This is a genomic window from Hoeflea sp. TYP-13 (assembly GCF_040932035.1).
GTDB lineage: Bacteria > Pseudomonadota > Alphaproteobacteria > Rhizobiales > Rhizobiaceae > Hoeflea_A.
In genome coordinates this window covers 225,176-241,442 of the sequence record NZ_JBFRBB010000004.1, presented here as the reverse complement: position 1 = coordinate 241,442, position 16,267 = coordinate 225,176, and the positions used below count along the sequence as shown (strand labels likewise).

At 57.7% G+C, this 16,267-nt stretch carries 19 protein-coding genes; 10 read left to right on the top strand and 9 right to left on the bottom strand.

Annotation, left to right across the window (positions count from 1 at the left end):
• The 3 genes from cpaB to ABVT35_RS21425 form a co-directional block, all read right to left on the bottom strand.
• Positions 1 to 792 carry a Flp pilus assembly protein CpaB gene (gene cpaB, locus ABVT35_RS21435; RefSeq protein WP_368469197.1) on the bottom strand — a complete coding sequence of 264 codons (792 nt, stop codon included), beginning with the start codon at positions 790 to 792 and terminating at the stop codon, positions 1 to 3.
• A 227-nt stretch (positions 793 to 1,019) separates the two neighbouring features.
• Positions 1,020 to 1,535: a prepilin peptidase gene (locus ABVT35_RS21430; protein ID WP_368469195.1), complete on the bottom strand. Its 516-nt coding sequence runs from the start codon at positions 1,533 to 1,535 to the stop codon at positions 1,020 to 1,022.
• A gap of 198 nt (positions 1,536 to 1,733) precedes the next feature.
• Positions 1,734 to 1,898: a Flp family type IVb pilin gene (locus ABVT35_RS21425; RefSeq protein ID WP_368469193.1), complete on the bottom strand. Its 165-nt coding sequence runs from the start codon at positions 1,896 to 1,898 to the stop codon at positions 1,734 to 1,736.
• A 419-nt stretch (positions 1,899 to 2,317) separates the two neighbouring features.
• Here ABVT35_RS21425 and ABVT35_RS21420 point away from each other — a divergent pair, with 419 nt between their 5' ends.
• The 7 genes from ABVT35_RS21420 (at position 2,318) to ABVT35_RS21390 (ending at position 8,062) form a co-directional block, all read left to right on the top strand.
• Positions 2,318 to 2,722, top strand: coding sequence for a pilus assembly protein N-terminal domain-containing protein (locus ABVT35_RS21420; RefSeq protein ID WP_368469192.1), 405 nt, complete (start codon positions 2,318 to 2,320; stop codon positions 2,720 to 2,722).
• 146 nt (positions 2,723 to 2,868) lie between these two features.
• Positions 2,869 to 3,486, top strand: coding sequence for a TadE/TadG family type IV pilus assembly protein (locus ABVT35_RS21415; protein WP_368469191.1), 618 nt, complete (start codon positions 2,869 to 2,871; stop codon positions 3,484 to 3,486).
• 50 nt (positions 3,487 to 3,536) lie between these two features.
• On the top strand, positions 3,537 to 4,139 hold the full coding sequence (locus ABVT35_RS21410; RefSeq protein WP_368469190.1) for a TadE/TadG family type IV pilus assembly protein: 603 nt from the start codon (positions 3,537 to 3,539) through the stop codon (positions 4,137 to 4,139).
• A 294-nt stretch (positions 4,140 to 4,433) separates the two neighbouring features.
• Complete coding sequence (locus ABVT35_RS21405) at positions 4,434 to 5,654, top strand: phosphopentomutase (protein ID WP_368469189.1); 1,221 nt, start codon at positions 4,434 to 4,436, stop codon at positions 5,652 to 5,654.
• On the top strand, positions 5,651 to 6,619 hold the full coding sequence (locus tag ABVT35_RS21400) for an adenosine deaminase (RefSeq protein ID WP_368469187.1): 969 nt from the start codon (positions 5,651 to 5,653) through the stop codon (positions 6,617 to 6,619). The genes ABVT35_RS21405 and ABVT35_RS21400 overlap by 4 nt, the downstream gene beginning before the upstream one ends.
• A gap of 98 nt (positions 6,620 to 6,717) precedes the next feature.
• Positions 6,718 to 7,347, top strand: a complete 630-nt coding sequence (gene upp, locus ABVT35_RS21395; RefSeq protein ID WP_368469696.1) for a uracil phosphoribosyltransferase — start codon at positions 6,718 to 6,720, stop codon at positions 7,345 to 7,347.
• A gap of 196 nt (positions 7,348 to 7,543) precedes the next feature.
• Entirely contained in the window at positions 7,544 to 8,062 is a 519-nt protein-coding gene (locus tag ABVT35_RS21390; protein ID WP_368469185.1) for a TIGR02281 family clan AA aspartic protease, read from the top strand.
• Here ABVT35_RS21390 and deoA read toward each other — a convergent pair.
• The 6 genes from deoA to ABVT35_RS21360 are packed head-to-tail and all read right to left on the bottom strand — an operon-like array spanning position 8,052 to position 14,259.
• Positions 8,052 to 9,380, bottom strand: a complete 1,329-nt coding sequence (deoA, locus tag ABVT35_RS21385) for a thymidine phosphorylase (protein WP_368469183.1) — start codon at positions 9,378 to 9,380, stop codon at positions 8,052 to 8,054. The genes ABVT35_RS21390 and deoA overlap by 11 nt on opposite strands.
• A gap of 44 nt (positions 9,381 to 9,424) precedes the next feature.
• Positions 9,425 to 10,216, bottom strand: coding sequence for a purine-nucleoside phosphorylase (locus ABVT35_RS21380; RefSeq protein WP_368469182.1), 792 nt, complete (start codon positions 10,214 to 10,216; stop codon positions 9,425 to 9,427).
• The gene (gene cdd / locus ABVT35_RS21375) at positions 10,213 to 10,605 is read right to left on the bottom strand and encodes a cytidine deaminase (protein WP_368469181.1); all 393 of its coding nucleotides are present in this window, start codon (positions 10,603 to 10,605) and stop codon (positions 10,213 to 10,215) included. Before cdd ends, ABVT35_RS21380 begins: the two co-directional genes overlap by 4 nt.
• A 9-nt stretch (positions 10,606 to 10,614) precedes the next feature.
• Positions 10,615 to 11,586, bottom strand: coding sequence for an ABC transporter permease (locus ABVT35_RS21370; RefSeq protein WP_368469179.1), 972 nt, complete (start codon positions 11,584 to 11,586; stop codon positions 10,615 to 10,617).
• A gap of 4 nt (positions 11,587 to 11,590) precedes the next feature.
• The gene (locus tag ABVT35_RS21365; protein ID WP_368469177.1) at positions 11,591 to 12,727 is read right to left on the bottom strand and encodes an ABC transporter permease; all 1,137 of its coding nucleotides are present in this window, start codon (positions 12,725 to 12,727) and stop codon (positions 11,591 to 11,593) included.
• Complete coding sequence (locus ABVT35_RS21360; protein ID WP_368469176.1) at positions 12,724 to 14,259, bottom strand: ABC transporter ATP-binding protein; 1,536 nt, start codon at positions 14,257 to 14,259, stop codon at positions 12,724 to 12,726. Before ABVT35_RS21360 ends, ABVT35_RS21365 begins: the two co-directional genes overlap by 4 nt.
• Positions 14,260 to 14,434: 175 nt before the next feature.
• On the opposite strand from ABVT35_RS21360, the gene ABVT35_RS21355 reads away from it, so the two are divergent.
• The 3 genes from ABVT35_RS21355 to ABVT35_RS21345 are packed head-to-tail and all read left to right on the top strand — an operon-like array spanning position 14,435 to position 16,258.
• Entirely contained in the window at positions 14,435 to 15,607 is a 1,173-nt protein-coding gene (locus ABVT35_RS21355; protein WP_368469174.1) for an iron-containing alcohol dehydrogenase, read from the top strand.
• A gap of 4 nt (positions 15,608 to 15,611) precedes the next feature.
• Positions 15,612 to 16,046 (top strand): acyl-CoA thioesterase, encoded by a 435-nt coding sequence (locus ABVT35_RS21350; RefSeq protein ID WP_368469173.1) that lies wholly within the window; start codon positions 15,612 to 15,614, stop codon positions 16,044 to 16,046.
• Positions 16,043 to 16,258, top strand: a complete 216-nt coding sequence (locus ABVT35_RS21345) for a SlyX family protein (RefSeq protein ID WP_368469172.1) — start codon at positions 16,043 to 16,045, stop codon at positions 16,256 to 16,258. Before ABVT35_RS21350 ends, ABVT35_RS21345 begins: the two co-directional genes overlap by 4 nt.
• The last annotated feature ends 9 nt before the right edge of the window (positions 16,259 to 16,267 follow it).

Below are 16,267 nucleotides of genomic sequence, written 5' to 3'. Positions count from 1 at the left end.
CTAGTTTGTGCCGATATTGGTAATCTGACCCGAACGGATCAGCTGGATGCTTGCGCCGCCCTCGCCACTCAGAAGATGGTCCGCACCACCGGTATCGGCATCCTGAACATCTGCGACACTGCGCAGGGCCAGCGTCAGGCGCGATGCCATTTGCTGGGCGACGGAGATGATTTTCGCCTGCTCGGGTGTAAGCTCCAGGGTTGCAGTCGTGCCGACGGCGGTCTTTTTGCCGTCTTCGTCTTCCTCGATGCGTTGGTCGATTGCCAGAACACGGATGTTCGACAGGATCGTTTCGGTCAGAAATCCAGCCTCATCGGAACTGCGCACCATGATCACGTCGACGCGGTCATTGGGCAGGATGAAGCCGCCGGCGCTGGTTTCAACCGATATCTCGGTCGAAACCGCCCGTTTTCCAGAGGGGAGCATGGAAGACATGATCCGCGTGCCCGAGTCGACGATCTTTTCCGTGCGTAAGGGTTCGCCCTCGAAAACCGGCAACCGGACGATGGAGCCGGTCAATTCCTCGACCGCGTCCGGGCGCGTCGAACGGGTAATGTACCCGTCGGTGACCGCATGTTCGGGCCAATCCTGCCAGTCAAGGTTTCCCTTGCCGAGGCGAGAACCAATGGGCAGGCTGTTGGACGCAACAAGCACCATTTCGGTTTTGACCTTTTTCACCACCTGGCGAATCGGCTGGACATCGTTTTGGCCAGTGATGTTCAAAATCAGGTATCCGGCTGCAACTGCGGCAACCAGCGCAATGCTCATGACAATCAATCGTGCGGGCTTCATGCTGTTTCCCCGGGACATAAATCCAATCGTTGACCCGACAATGCCGCATGAATCGTGTACTTATGGTTAATGCGGCCCTACCAATCTTGCTTAACGGCAAATTAATGACGCCGCCCGATTCAAAGTGGGCGCGCATGAAGTCCATCCGCGCAACTCCAACCTGTCTGGAGAGAATCGCTACCGACGCTTGCCGTACCGGCGCAGGAATAAGACGATATCGGGGAAATTCAGGCTATCTGGCTGAATGCATATTGCATCAACGCCGAAGACGGATAGCACATCAATCCGGCGAATCCGATGGCTATCCCGTATGGAATGCCGACCTTAGGGTCGAGCAGATGGTTTATGACCCCGACCCGCCAGGTAACGAAGCCGAAGCGGTCCGAGCGCGCAAACAGGATAGCAAGTGTCAGCAAGCCGCCAAACAGCGCCACATAGGTCAGGAATGTCAGCAATTGCATGTTCAAACCGAACCAGACAGCCGTGGCCGTCAGCAACTTGGCGTCACCTCCACCCATAGCGCCGAATGCGAATAGCGCAAAGCACACGCCAAACACAATCAACCCGGCTGCAAAATGCTGCCCAAAGGTCACCCAATCCATCCCTGTAAGCGGCGCGATGATTGTAAATGACACCAGGAGAATGACGGAAACCCGATTGGGAATGGTCATCGAGAGCGCGTCTGTCAATGCCGCAAAGGCAAGACACAACGGAAAAATCACCATAATGGCCGCTACCAGCATTTTATTCTCCTTGGCCGGGCAACAGGCTGCAAGTCAGTGTTTGGCTACCTTCAATACAGCTGCATCAAACCGCACACTCATTAAAATAAAATAACCGCCCGGACCTTAAGTCCGGACGGTTGCAATTGACTGACAAATTGTCATCCAGCCGATGCGCCTGCGACGCGGTGACCGTATCGCGGCACGCGGCCAAGACAATTAGCCAAGCTTGGCAGAAACGTTACCAAAGGTGTTCTGGAGGCCGTTACCAACAGCCGTCATGGCAGCAATAGCTGCAACAGCGATCAGGGCAGCAATCAGGCCATACTCGATAGCGGTTGCGCCGGACTCGTCTTTCATGAAACGTGCAAAAATCTTAGTCATTGGAATACTCCTTGCTCCACTTTGTTCAGCACTTCCGTCAACTTTTTTCCGTTGATCGGATGGACGCAAACTATCGGACAGGGTTTGAAAACACCTTAAAAAACAAGGTTACCAAAGCGTTGACGATCAAAGAGCTGTGTTTTGGTGAATGCATAATTAACATCGGCGCACCGGGATTCCGGGGTCAGCTGCATAGTCGCGGACTGCAACAATTTATACTGCCAAGGGCCCTATATAATATAATGAGTATGAGCAGTTGTTCGGAATTCTCAGCATTCCAGTACCTGCCATTATATGACCGCCCACGCATAGTGAATTGATCTTTTTCGTATGGAACGGACACGCGTTAAGCCTTCATTCACCATTCCGAGCGACTTTTAGGGACAATATTTTTGACGACGCGGTTTGAGGAGAACGTCATGTTCGGCCTGTCTAATATCCGAAACACACTGGGACCGGTGGGTGCACTGGCGATATGCCTCTCGACCCTGTTGCCTGTTGCCGCATCCGCGTCGGATGAAAATACAATAAAGATCGAGCTCGACTATGCGCGGGTTATCAAACTCGACCGTGCCGTCAGCCGCGTGATTATAGGAAATGCCGAAATCGCAGATGCAACCGTCAGTGACTCCAAAACAATCATCCTGACCGGCAAACGCTTCGGCACGACAAATCTGGTTATTCTTGACGTTGACGGTACAGCGATTGTAGACGAGCGTGTTCTGGTATCACTGGAAGCACACAACACCATGCAGGTGTATCGTCAAACCGATCGCCAGGTCATGTCCTGTACGCCGGCATGTGAGCCTCTGGATCTTCCCTGACCGAGGGTTCTGCAGCGCCGCATGGGCGGCGGCAATTGTGGTAAATAAATACCGAACAATTCAGATTCAGTTCCGTTGAATAAGGATACGGATTGTAAACCCCTTTGCCGTATGATTTCCCGACAGGTCCATGAAGCGGGGTTGTCATGCCGGTCCTTAGCAGAAAAAAGCACAAAAATGATGTGCACAGGTCAAATTCGAAACGCTCATCGTGGTTTCGGTTCCGGCGCAATGAAAACGGCGCCGCGGCAATAGAGTTCGCTCTTCTTGCGATTCCTTTTTTCCTGTTGATTTTTGCCATAATCGAAACGTGCATTGCATTCGCGGCCGAACAGACGCTGAACTATGCCGTCGACAAGCTTGGGCGGCAGTTGCGCACAGGCCAGATCACCTTTGCAACCGGGGAAGCCACCGACAAAACCGAAGCCGAATTCCGCACGATGCTGTGCGACGAAGTATCGATGATGTTCAGCTGCGGCGCTGATGTTGATGACCGGCTGTTTGTCGATCTGCAGAACTACGCCACATTCGCCTCAATACCGACCAGCGTGCCAGTGGTTGGCGGCAAGCTGGACGATTCCGGCTTTGCGTTCAATCCGGGCGGAGCGTCGACCATCAACATGCTGCGCGCCTATTACACATGGAAGGTCACTGTCGACCTGTTTCGACCCTATATCGCCAATATAACCGCGGACGGCGAATCGCAGGCGAATTATTACCTGATCGTCGCCACCACGGCCTATCGCAACGAAGCTTATGAGTGATGAAAAATCTGCAATCGACTGCGCCGTGTGCGAATAGCGGAGACGCTCCCATGATTTCGATGAAAAACCGGATTCAATCCATAGCCGAAAAAAGTATGCTCCAACGCTGGCGCGACCTGCTGCGCGACCGCAGGGGTGTTGGCGCGGTGGAATTTGCGTTCGTGGCGCCCATTTTGGTGGTCCTTTATATCGGTGCGGTGGAAATGACGGTGGCGTTGTCCGTGGATACAAAGGTTTCGCGGGCCGGCAACATCACGCTTGATCTGATCACGCAGGGAACATCGACATCACGCGCCGAACTAGCTGCGATGCCGGATGTGGCGACCAGCATACTCGCGCCCTACACAGGTGCGAATGTCGAGTTGAAATATACCGCCATCACGGTATCGGACGACGGCACGAAAGCAACAGTAAACTGGTCCTGGGGCAATTTGACGACCAAACCCTATACGGCCGGGGCCGAGATCACCATTCCGGCCAGCCTGATGATTGCGGAAGCCTTCTATATTCGCGGCGAGATCCTGAATACACATGATTTCCTGACGTCCATTCCATTCATGGGATCGAACGCGACGTCCCTGGATCTCAACGAGACCTACTATATGCGGCCGCGTCTAGGCACGTCGATCGATTGCTCGGACTGCAATAGCTGATCATCTGGAAACGGCCATTGCGCATTGCCGATCGAGCGTGTTCGCACCCGTTTGCGGCAGCAGACAGTAGGACCATCGCTCGACCGTCCAGCCCCTTGTGGCACTGAGACAGAGAGCCGTTTTATCCGGCTTGCACGATCTTTTCCTGCAGGCTGTTATCGCTCTGGAATTCTCTGCAAAAATCTCTATTGTGGCCGGCCTTGTCGCGTAAAAATTTGAAGCGCACTGCATAAACCGATCCAGTTTCGGCAGTACGCTCAGGCGCGCTAATCAATAATAAACGGCAGGAATACCATGGCCCGCGCAATAATCTTGCTTCTTGACTCCTTTGGTATAGGCGGCGCACCCGATGCGGAGCGGTTTGGCGATGCAGGAGCCAATACGCTCGGCCATATCGCAGAGCAGTGCGCAGCCGGTCTTTGCGATCGGGAGGGCCTGAGAAGCGGTCCGCTGGCATTGCCCAATATGACGTCGCTCGGCCTTGTCCAGGCAGCCAGACTGGCGACCGGCACCACACCGCCCGGAATGGATGATTCCATCCGGCCAATCGGCCTTTATGCCTGTGCCAGCGAAACTTCTCTGGGCAAGGACACGCCATCCGGGCACTGGGAAATCGCCGGCGTCCCCGTGCCCTTTGACTGGGGATATTTTCCGGAAGGCGACGAGACCTTTCCGCCGGAGCTGCTCGAGCAGATTTATGAACTCGCCGAACTTCCCGGAAGCCTTGCCAATCAGCATGCATCCGGAACGACCGTGATCGCGCAATACGGTGAAGAACACATCCGCACCGGCAAGCCGATATTCTATACCTCGGCGGACAGTGTGTTCCAGATCGCTGCCCATGAACACTATTTTGGTCTAGAGCGGCTTTACGATCTTTGCACACTGGTTAGAAAGCTCATCGATCCGCTCAATATCGGACGGGTCATCGCACGGCCCTTCGTCGGAGAAAGCGCCGGTGACTTCCAGCGTACCGGTAACCGCCGCGACTACTCTGTCCTGCCGCCGGAACCGACGCTGCTCGACCGTGCCCTGAAGGCCGGGCGCATGGTCATTGCCGTCGGCAAGATCAGCGATATCTATGCCCACCAGGGCATAAGCGAAATGCGCAAGGCCGACGGAAATGAAGCGCTGTTTGAAACGACGCTTGACGCCATGGAAGACGCCGGCGACGGCGATATCGTGTTTACCAATTTCGTCGACTTCGACATGCTCTACGGGCATAGACGGGATGTAGCGGGTTATGCAGCGGCGCTGGAACGTTTCGACCAGCGCTTGCCGGAAATCGCGCGAAAGCTGAAACGCAACGATCTTGTGATCATAACAGCAGATCATGGTTGCGATCCCACATGGCGCGGCAACGACCACACACGCGAACGCATACCGATCTTGTGTTTCGGGTCCGCTGTGACTGCCGGCTCGGTGGGAATTCGTGAAACATTCGCCGATATCGGCGAGACCGTTGCGGCCCATCTGGGTCTGGAACCCGGACCGCATGGAAGGAGTTTTATTTGACCGCGCATATCCCAAAGGCCGAGCTGCACTGCCATATCGAAGGCGCTGCGCCCACAGTGCTCGTCCGCTCACAGGCCGACAAATACGGCGTTGACATCGAACATCTCATCGACGGCGCGCGTTTCGTATGGAACGATTTTACCAGCTTTCTTTCTGCATATGATGCGGCTGCCGCCCTGTTCCGCACCGAGGAAGATTATGCGCTTCTGGCGCAAAGCTACCTTGAATCAATTGCCGCACAGGGTGCGATCTACAGCGAGGTGTTCATTTCTCCCGATCACGCGCGGATTGCCGGTCTGTCGCCGGAGGCCTATGTCAACGGACTTGGCGAAGGCATTCGACGCGCACGGGAACAGCACGGCATTGAGGGCCGCCTGATCATAACCTGTGTGCGCCATTTCGATGCCGATGCGGCAATCGACGTAGCGCGGTTCGCCGCAGCGCGGCCCCATCCGATGGTCACCGGTTTCGGAATGGGCGGTGACGAACGTATCGGCTCCCATGCGGATTTTGCCAGGGCGTTCGATATTGCCCGCGATGCCGGGCTTGGAATCACCACACATGCGGGCGAAGTGGCAGGGCCGGAAAGCGTGCGGGATGCGCTGGACCATGTGCGGCCCTCCCGCATCGGGCACGGCGTGAGGGCGATCGAGGACCCGTCGCTGGTCGAGCACCTCGCAGACACCGGCGTTGTGCTGGAAATCTGTCCCGGTTCAAACGTGTCGCTATCGGTCTACGAGACGTTCACGGACCATCCATTTACAGCGCTGCGCGATGCCGGCGTCAAAGTGACCATCAATTCCGACGATCCACCATTTTTCGACACAAGTCTCGGCGATGAATACGCGATCGTTCAAAATGAATTCGGTCTCAGCGACGATGAATTGCTCGATACAACGCGCACCGCCCTGGAGGCGGCCTTTGTGGACGAGGATACGCGGGCGCAGCTGCTTGCAAAGCTGTGACAAACGACAGCGGCAGACCTATTTGATCGACCGGACGCCTTGCCGCAGGGCGGGCGGAAATGCAAAATACGCCTCTCATCGAAGAAGGACAGATCACCATGGACGGCGTTACCGTCATCAACCACCCGCTGGTTCAGCACAAGCTCACCATCATGCGCAAGAAAGACACCTCAACCGCCGGGTTCCGGCGTCTGTTGCGCGAGATTTCGACGCTGCTTTGCTATGAGGTAACACGCGAACTGGAATTGACGCACGAAAAGATCGAGACACCGCTGACGGAAATGGATGCGCCGGTGCTCGCCGGAAAGAAGCTTGTATTCGCCTCTATCCTGAGGGCCGGCAACGGGTTGCTTGAAGGCATGCTCGACCTGGTGCCGTCTGCGCGCGTCGCCCATATCGGCCTGTACCGCGACCACAAGACGCTGCAGGCCATCGAATATTATTTCAAGGCACCGGAAGATATCAGCAATCGCCTCGTCATCGTCGTCGATCCGATGCTGGCAACGGCCAATTCATCGATTTCCGCAGTGGAAAAACTGAAGGAACGCGGCGCCCACAATATCCGCTTCCTTTGCCTTTTGGCGGCACCGGAGGGTGTCGAGGCGTTTCGCAAGGCACACCCGGACGTTCCCGTCTTCACCGCCTCAATCGACAGCCATCTGAATGAAAAGGGCTATATCGTTCCCGGCCTCGGCGATGCGGGCGACCGCATGTACGGCACAAAATAGGGCGTCTCAAACAGGCCGTCGCACGATCCGCAGCGGCGGCCATAAGCTTCGCTCAACGCAATCAGTATAAACTTACCCAAAAGTTAACGTTTCCCTTACCAGTACCGCACACACTGTGGTGTGCAGGGCGAACTATTACGCTCCGTTAGGAATCTCCTGTTGTACTGCGTGCAAACCAGCACAAGGGCGTTACAAAATGATGCGGATCCTAATACTTGCGAGCCTCGTTTCAGGGATTGCAATCTCCGTTCCCAAAATCGTTGACGGCCGCCTTGAAAAGACCGTGGACAGCAAGCCCCAGGCAACGGCCATGGCAGTCAAAACGCCGGTATCCTATTCAAGCGGGCGGGATGTCGTTCTAACGGCCGACGCGCGCGGCCATTTTGTCGGAAAATTCAAGATCAACGGCCGCAAAGTCGATGGACTGATCGATACCGGTGCGACCGCGGTCGCGATCAACCGGTCAACCGCCCGCAAGCTCGGTGTATCGGTTACGCCCGGCATGTTCAAATACCGGGTTTCGACCGCCAATGGCGCAACCAAAGCGGCAAGGGTGGAACTCCGCTCCGTTGAACTCGGCCCCATCCGCGTGCGCGATGTCGAAGCATTTGTGCTGGACGACAATTCCCTTGGCGGCATGCTGGTCGGGATGAGCTTTCTCAACCGGCTGAAGTCATTCCAGGCGCGCGACGGAAAGCTTGTTCTCAAGCGTTAGATACTTCAACCTTCGACAGGATCACATCCGTTCCATCCGGTGGACTTTCGGACAGTGTGTAGCATTGCAGGACGGTCTGAGCCGCCTCTGAGGCTGCCTCCTCGCTGCTCGCATGCACACGCGCGATAATGTCGCCGGCCGCCAGTTTGGTTCCATGCACAGCAAGGTCGGTAAGGCCTACGGACGGATCGACACCGTCCTGTGGTCGGGTGCGCCCTCCCCCAAGTGCAACGACGGCCAGGCCTATACCACGAGCATCGATGGCACTCACATAGCCCTGCCTGTCAATGGGAATGTCCCGGACAATCGCTGCCTTCGGCAGATAGTCGCCATGCCGCTCGACGAAATCCGCCGGTCCGCCCAGTGCCTTTACCATCCGAGAAAAACACTCACTCGCGCGGCCCGACTGCAGGGCGTCTCGCGCTTTCGAATGGGCCGCCTGCGAGTCATCGGCCAATCCGCTTGCAACGAGCATTTCTGCCGCGATCTCAATCGTTACGGTTTCGAGACGCGGGTCGCGGTGCTCTCCGGTCAGAAACTCCACCGCATTCCTCACCTCGACTGCATTTCCAGCGGCGCTTGCCAGCGGTTCGTTCATGTCGGTAATGATCGCCGACGTCGCAAGGCCAGCGCCGTTGGCAACATCAACCAGGCTCTGCGCCAGCGCCTTGGCCGATTGCGGATCCGACATGAAAGCCCCGTTGCCGGCCTTGACATCGAGTACCAGCGCCTGCAGGCCGGCGGCCAGTTTCTTGGACAGAATGGAGGCGGTAATCAACGGGATCGATTCAACCGTCGCTGTCACATCGCGAATGCCATAGAAGCGCTTGTCGGCCGGCGCCAGGCTTCCTGTCTGGCCAATGATGGCGCAGCCCACCTTGGCAACCGTTTCGCGAAACAGCTCGTTGCTCGGCACGACCTGGTAGCCGGGGATCGATTCCATTTTGTCGAGCGTGCCACCCGTATGACCGAGGCCACGGCCCGAAATCATGGGAACAGCGGCGCCGCAGGCGGCAACGATGGGCGCCAGCATCAGGGAAACATTATCGCCCACGCCACCGGTCGAATGTTTGTCGGCAATGGGCCGATCGAGCTCCGGCCAGGCCAGAACATCGCCGGAATCACGCATGGCTCGGGTAAGCGCTACGGCTTCGTCGCGTGACATGCCGTTGAAGAACACTGCCATTGCCAGCGCCGCGATCTGGCCTTCTGACACGCTGTGATCGGTTATTCCGCGGACGAAATCGGCGATTTCGCCGGTTTCGAGCGCATGCCCGTCGCGTTTCCTGCGAATGACTTCCTGGGGTAAAAAACTCATTTTACTAACTCCGGGCCAATGCCGCGGCGGCTGCCTGTATAATATTAAGTCGACAGCATCTGCCTTAGAACCGAGGCAAGCCTCTGGCCACCTTTCGGCGCCATTTCCTTGGTTTCATCGTGCGAGATTTCATCGCCGCTCATTCCGGCGGCAAGATTTGTGACAACGGAAGCGGCGGCAACCCGCAACCCGAGGAATCTTGCCAGAATGACCTCCGGCACCGTTGACATCCCGACGGCGTCGGCACCGAATGTGCGGGCCATGCGGATTTCGGCCGGTGTTTCAAAGCTCGGTCCGGAAAACCACATATAAACCCCCTGATGCAGGTCCACGCCGGCTGCCTTTGCGGCCGCACTCATCTCGGTGCGCATTTCTTCGTCATAGGCGTTCGTCAGGCCGACGAAACGCCGGTCGCTCGGCTCGCCGAAGAGCGGGTTCGTGCCGGAAAAATTGATGTGGTCGGTGATCTGCATGACCGAGCCGGGCGGCATGTCTTCGCGCAATGAGCCGGCGGCATTTGTCAGGATCAGCCGCTTGATGCCGAGACCATGCAGGGTTTCAAGCGGCTCGCGCATGACGGCAGCGTTGCCCTTTTCGTAATAGTGGGCGCGGCCCGACAGCATAAGAACAGGCGTGTTACCCAGATGCCCGGCGACGACCTCCGCCGCGTGGCCCGACACACCGCTGTGGGGAAATCCTTCAAGATCGCCATAGGGTATGCGCACAGTATCGCGCAGTTCATCGACCAGCGAGCCGAGGCCTGAACCGAGCACAATGGCTGTTTCGGGTGTCAGCCCGTTCAGTTTGTTTACGAGGACGGAAAGAGCGATGTTCATGTCAAAGCATCCGAATCAAAGGCATAAGGCAGCAATTCACCGAGGGTGACGGTCTGCACGATGCCGTTCATGTCACACAGGTGGATTTTCGTATCGGGGCCGGCGAATTCCGCCAGCCTCTGGCGGCAGCCGCCGCAGGGCGTGCATGCCACCTTCTTTTCGGCAATCACGGCAACCTCCTCGATCCGGCGTCCACCGGCCATGATCATATGGCCGATCGCCGTCGTCTCGGCGCACCAGCCTTCCGGGAAGGACGCCACCTCGATATTCGCACCGGCATGGATCCTGCCGTCGTCGCCGCGCAAGGCAGCCCCAACCGGAAATTGCGAATAGGGTGCATGGCAGCGGCCTATTGCATTGCGCGCCGCTTCAAAAAGGTCCTTTGACATTGGTGCTTCCTACCGTTCCTTCACATAGGGCTGGCCACCGGCCTTGGGCGGGATCGCCTTGCCGATAAAGCCGGCAAGAAGCACGACTGTCAGGATATAGGGCAATGCCTGCATGAACTGCACCGGCACTTCGCCGACAAGCGGCAGAGACTTGCCCTGCATCAGGATGGCCCCTGCATCGAGGAAACCAAACAGGAGGCAGGCCAGCATGACATTGACCGGTTTCCACTTGGCAAAGATGAGCGCGGCGAGCGCGATGAAGCCCTTGCCGGCGGTCATGCCTTTGACAAATCCGGCGGCGACGGCCATCGACAGGTAAGCGCCGGCAAATCCGCACAGGATTCCGCAGCATATGACGGCCATATAGCGCATCTTGGTAACCGATATGCCAGCCGTATCGACGGCTCCGGGGTTTTCGCCAACGGCGCGAAGCCGCAGTCCGAAACGGGTCCGGTAAAGCACCCACCAGGTGATCGGCACCATGGCGAAGGCAAAATAGGTTAAAAGGAAATGCCCGGAGATAAGGCTGTTATAGATCGGCCCTATGACCGGCACATCCGCCAGCGTTTCGGCAAAGGGAAGCGTAACCGCCTGAAAACGGCTGTCCTCGCCAAGCTGCGGCGTGCGCCCGCCCTGGCGGAACCAGGCCTGTCCCAAAATAACCGTTGCGCCGAGCGCTATGAAGTTGATCGCGACACCGGAAACAATCTGGTTGCCGCGCTGGGTGATGGATGCGAAGGCGTGCACCAAGGCAAGGGCGACCGAGACGATTATTGCCATGACAAGACCGATGAAGGCCGAATCATAAACCGCGGCGGCCGCACCACCGGCAAAGGCGGCGGCAAGCATTTTACCTTCAAGGCCGATATCGAAGACGCCGGATCGCTCGGAATAAAGACCGGCGAGAGCGGCGAGAATAAGCGGAACGGAAAGCCGAATGGTCGCTTCGAGCGTTACCAGTGCGATCTGAAAATAATCCATGTCCCTACTCCCCTGCCGCCGTTACTTCCGACGTTTTTCCGGACCCGCCCAGGGTCGCAAAAAACGCGGTTATGGCCGGTCGGAACATGTGCTCGAGCGCACCGGCAAAGAGAATGACGAGACCCTGAATGATGGTAATCATGTCACGCGAGATCTGCGGCATTTCGAAGGAGATTTCGGCGCCGCCCTGATAGAGCATTCCAAAAAGAACCGCCGCCGGAATGATGCCGACCGGGTGTGAGCGCCCCATCAGCGCAACCGCAATGCCGACAAAACCCGCACCGGTGACGAAATCGAGCTGAAGCCGGTGCTGGTCGCCCATGATCGGATTGAGTGCCATCATGCCGGCAAGCCCACCGGAAATCAGCATCGTGATGATGATGATGCGTGCGTCCTTGATGCCGGCGTAGCGGGCTGCGCTCGGACTTGCCCCCATTGTGCGGATTTCGTAGCCAAGGCGCGTGCGCCAGATCAGCAGCCAGACCAGAAAGGCTGCGACAAGCGCAACGATGAATGACAGGTTGAACGGCGCACCGCCGATATCAAGACCGAAGATCGACAAAAGCCAATCCAGCCTCGGCAGTTGCCCGCCATCAAGGAATGTGCGGGTTTGCGGCGCCATCGATCCGAGCGGCTTTAGCACCTCCACCAGCATGTAAACCATCAGGCTGGAAGCGATGAAGTTGAACATGATGGTGGTGATGACAACGTGACTGCCGCGCTTGGCCTGTAGGTATCCGGGAATAAACGCCCAGGCGGCACCGAAGAGGGCAGCCGCGAGAACGGCAAACGGAAACGTCAGGAACCAGGGGAATATGCCGTCGAGCATCAGACAGGCAACCGCAACGCCGAGCCCGCCGATATAGGCCTGCCCCTCGCCGCCGATATTGAACAGCCCACAGTGGAATGCGACCGCGACCGCAAGGCCGGTAAAGATAAAGTTGGTGGCGTAGTAGAGCGTGAAGCCGAGCCCCTCACCATAGCCGAATGCACCCTGCACCAGCAGTGTCGCGGCCTTTAGCGGACTTTCGCCGACGATAAGGACCACAAGTCCGGCGACCAGGAACGCAACCACCAGATTGATCAGCGGAATGAGCCCGTATTCGACCCACATCGGCAGCTTTGCGTAAGGAACACTCATTGCGCCGCCTCCTGCTCTTCTTCCACACCTGCCATAAGAAGCCCCAACTCCCCTTCCGTCGCCTCAGGCGTGCGCTCGCCGACCACACGGCCAGCAAACATCACAAGGATGCGGTCCGACAGCGCCCGTATCTCGTCAAGCTCCACCGAGACGAGCAGCACGGCCTTGCCGGCATCGCGCATCTCGATAATGCGTTTGTGAATGAATTCAATGGCGCCGACATCGACGCCGCGTGTGGGCTGGCCGATCACCAGCACGACCGGGTCGCGTTCCATTTCACGCGCCAGCACGATCTTCTGCTGGTTGCCGCCCGAGAAATTGGCGGTTTTCAACCGCACATCCGGCGGTCTGATATCGTATTTCTCGACGCTTTCGCCGGCACTTTTTCGAATGCTGTCCAGGTTGAGCATCGGCCCGGCGAGGTAGTTTTCATCGTAGTGATAGCCGAGGATGGCGTTTTCGTTTTCCTCAAAGCTCAGCACCAGGCCCATGTGGTGCCGGTCCTCCGGCACATGGGCAAGGCCCCTCTTGCGCAGCTCCTGCGGATCGGCGCCGCCGCTGCCATTGATGGGTTCGCCGTTGAGCAGAATCTTGCCGCTTTCCGCATGGCGAATGCCGGTGATCGCCTGGAGCAGTTCCGACTGGCCGTTGCCGGCAACGCCGGCAATGCCAACGATTTCACCTGCCCGAACGTCCAGCGAGACATTGTCGACCATGACGACACCGCGATTGTCTCTGACCGTCAGGCCCTCAACGGAAAGCTTGACCCCTTGCGGATTGGCTTCGCCCTTTTCGACGCGCAGCAGCACCCGGCGGCCAACCATGAGCTCGGCAAGCTCCTCGACATTGGTTTCCGAGGTCTTGCGGGTGGCGACCATCTCGCCGCGGCGCATGACCGAGACCTCGTCGGTGATCGCCATGATCTCGCGCAGCTTGTGGGTGATCAATATGATGGTTTTGCCCTGATCGCGGAGCTGCTCGAGAATGCGGAAAAGGTGGTCGGCTTCAGCCGGGGTCAGAACGCCCGTCGGCTCATCGAGAATGAGTATCTCTGCACCACGATAGAGCGCTTTGAGGATCTCGACACGCTGTTGCAGCCCCACGGGCAGTTCCTCGATCACCGCATCGGGATCGACCTCCAGCGCATATTCGTCTTCGAGGCGCTTGAGTTCGGCACGTGCGTTGACGATGCCGCGGTTCAAAATGGCGTTTTCCTCGGCCCCGAGCATGACGTTTTCAAGTACGGTGAAATTGTCGACCAGCATGAAGTGCTGGTGAACCATGCCGATGCCGGACGCAATCGCGACATTCGGATCGCGAATGACGAGTTTTTCGCCATTGACGAAAATCTCGCCGCGGTCAGCCTGATAGAAGCCGTAGAGGATCGACATAAGTGTCGACTTGCCAGCCCCGTTTTCCCCGATAATTCCGTGAATTGTTCCCCTGTGCACGGCCAGATTGATGTTTCTGTTGGCATGAACCGCGCCGAAGCTTTTGTCGATGCCCTTAAGTTCGATTGCAAACTCGCTCATGCCCCGTCCAATTTTTTGATCATTTGGTCTAATTGATGACTTTATTCATCCGCAAGGCCCGGCACCACCCCAGAACCGGTCTTTTTTTCACAACTCCCGTGGAAACAGTTGCACGATTTCCTTTAAACGGGAAGGGCTCTAAGGTGAGCGGTGGATACAAGACATCGGAGGAAACATGTCCGCTTTCGCATTTCACACGACACCCCAGATGATTGTTCGCCCCGGAGCGTCCGGCGAGGTGGCGGACATTGCCGGCGCGAAACTCGGACCCAACATCCTGTTTGTAACCGACAAGGGTATCCGCAATGCCGGGCTGGAAACATCCGCGATCCAGTCGCTGGAGGCTGCGGGACATTCGGTGACCATCTTCGACGCCGTTGAGGCCGATCCAAGCCTTGCGACCCTGATGCAGGCGGTGGATACGGCGCGCGGGTGCGAGGCGACCGGTGTTGTCGCGCTTGGCGGCGGCTCATCGCTCGATATCGCCAAACTCGCAGCCTTGATTGCCGGGTCCGGCGAGGATATCGACGAGGCCTGGGGCGTTGCCAACGCCAAGGGACCGCGCCTGCCGCTGGTTCTGATCCCAACGACCGCCGGCACGGGTTCCGAGGCAACGCCGGTTTCGATAATCACCGTCGGCGGAGAGGAAAAACGCGGCGTTTCATCGCCGATTATCCTGCCGGACACGGCCATTCTGGACGCGGAGCTCACCGTCAGCCTGCCTGCAGCAGCGACCGCGGCAACCGGCATTGACGCCATGGTGCACGCCATCGAGGCCTATGCCTCGCGCAATGCCAACAACAATCCGATATCGCGCATGCTCGCGACCGAAGCACTGAAGCTTCTTGGCGCGAACATAGAGACGGCCGTGTTCAGCCCGGACAACATCGAAGCCCGCAGCGCCATGCTGCTCGGCTCGACCCTTGCAGGCATGGCTTTTGCCAATTCGCCGGTCGCCGCGGTCCACGCGCTTGCCTATCCGATCGGCGGCACGTTCCATATTCCGCACGGGCTTTCCAATGCGCTGGTGCTGCCGCAGGTGCTGCGGTTCAACGCCGCCGAAGCGGAGAACGGCTCGTATCGGCTTTACGCAGATCTTTGCCCACATGCCTTTCCAAATCTCGATCAGTCCGCCGGTGCGCAGGCACAATGTGCGGCCTTCATCGACAGGCTGGCGGAACTGTCAGCCGATCTTGGCCTGCCGACACGGCTGCGCGATGTCGGTATCGGCGAAGAGGCATTGCCGAAAATGGCCAGCGACGCGATGCTGCAGACACGGCTTCTGGTCAACAATCCGCGCGATCTCAACGAGGCCGACGCGCTTGCCATATATAAAGCAGCGTGGTGATGCCGTGACGAGACCGACACCGCTTGAGCGCGGAAGCTTCAAACTGTTCAGGCCCTTGCAGACCCGCTGGGCCGACAACGACATCTATGGCCACATGAACAATGTGATCCACTACGCGCTGTTCGACACGGCGATCAACGGATGGCTTGCCGAAAAGGACCTGCTTGATCTGCAAAAAGGCTCGACTATCGGGCTGGTGGTGGAGACCGGGTGCCACTATTTCGCGGAGCTCGCCTTTCCCGACCTCATCGATGCGGGTATCGGCGTCGAGCGCATAGGCAGCTCATCCGTCGTTTACCGGATTGCGCTTTTCCGCGACAAGGATGTGACCGCCGCCGCACAAGGACGGTTCGTGCATGTCTATGTCGACCGCGAGACCCGGCGCCCCAAGCCGCTTGATCCTCACTGGCGCGAAACACTGGAAGGCGTGCTGTTATGACAAAAGAAAATGTTGAAGACCGGGTGGCAAAGCTTGAGGAGCATATCGCCCATCAGGCCCACACGATCGACGAGTTGTCCGAACAGCTCGCCGAGCAGTGGAAGACGGTCGAAAATCTTCGAAGCAAGCAGGAAAAACTGATCGAACGCTTTCTGGCACTCGAGGAACAATCGGCGGAAGCGCCGCCGATCACCAAACCGCCCCACTATTGAACAATGAGC

Bases quoted from the DNA above. Each gene is read 5' to 3' on its own strand.
- ABVT35_RS21380 (WP_368469182.1), bottom strand. From the start codon at position 10,216: ATGAACATCGCTCTTTCCGTCCTCGTAAACAAACTGAACGGGCTGACA.
- ABVT35_RS21365 (WP_368469177.1), bottom strand. From the start codon at position 12,727: ATGAGTGTTCCTTACGCAAAGCTGCCGATGTGGGTCGAATACGGGCTC.
- ABVT35_RS21430 (WP_368469195.1), bottom strand. From the start codon at position 1,535: ATGCTGGTAGCGGCCATTATGGTGATTTTTCCGTTGTGTCTTGCCTTT.
- ABVT35_RS21370 (WP_368469179.1), bottom strand. From the start codon at position 11,586: ATGGATTATTTTCAGATCGCACTGGTAACGCTCGAAGCGACCATTCGG.
- ABVT35_RS21390 (WP_368469185.1), top strand. From the start codon at position 7,544: ATGATGCGGATCCTAATACTTGCGAGCCTCGTTTCAGGGATTGCAATC.
- cpaB (WP_368469197.1), bottom strand. From the start codon at position 792: ATGAAGCCCGCACGATTGATTGTCATGAGCATTGCGCTGGTTGCCGCA.
- ABVT35_RS21410 (WP_368469190.1), top strand. From the start codon at position 3,537: ATGATTTCGATGAAAAACCGGATTCAATCCATAGCCGAAAAAAGTATG.
- ABVT35_RS21345 (WP_368469172.1), top strand. From the start codon at position 16,043: ATGACAAAAGAAAATGTTGAAGACCGGGTGGCAAAGCTTGAGGAGCAT.
- ABVT35_RS21355 (WP_368469174.1), top strand. From the start codon at position 14,435: ATGTCCGCTTTCGCATTTCACACGACACCCCAGATGATTGTTCGCCCC.
- ABVT35_RS21425 (WP_368469193.1), bottom strand. From the start codon at position 1,898: ATGACTAAGATTTTTGCACGTTTCATGAAAGACGAGTCCGGCGCAACC.
- ABVT35_RS21415 (WP_368469191.1), top strand. From the start codon at position 2,869: ATGCCGGTCCTTAGCAGAAAAAAGCACAAAAATGATGTGCACAGGTCA.
- ABVT35_RS21360 (WP_368469176.1), bottom strand. From the start codon at position 14,259: ATGAGCGAGTTTGCAATCGAACTTAAGGGCATCGACAAAAGCTTCGGC.
- cdd (WP_368469181.1), bottom strand. From the start codon at position 10,605: ATGTCAAAGGACCTTTTTGAAGCGGCGCGCAATGCAATAGGCCGCTGC.
- ABVT35_RS21420 (WP_368469192.1), top strand. From the start codon at position 2,318: ATGTTCGGCCTGTCTAATATCCGAAACACACTGGGACCGGTGGGTGCA.
- ABVT35_RS21405 (WP_368469189.1), top strand. From the start codon at position 4,434: ATGGCCCGCGCAATAATCTTGCTTCTTGACTCCTTTGGTATAGGCGGC.
- deoA (WP_368469183.1), bottom strand. From the start codon at position 9,380: ATGAGTTTTTTACCCCAGGAAGTCATTCGCAGGAAACGCGACGGGCAT.
- upp (WP_368469696.1), top strand. From the start codon at position 6,718: ATGGACGGCGTTACCGTCATCAACCACCCGCTGGTTCAGCACAAGCTC.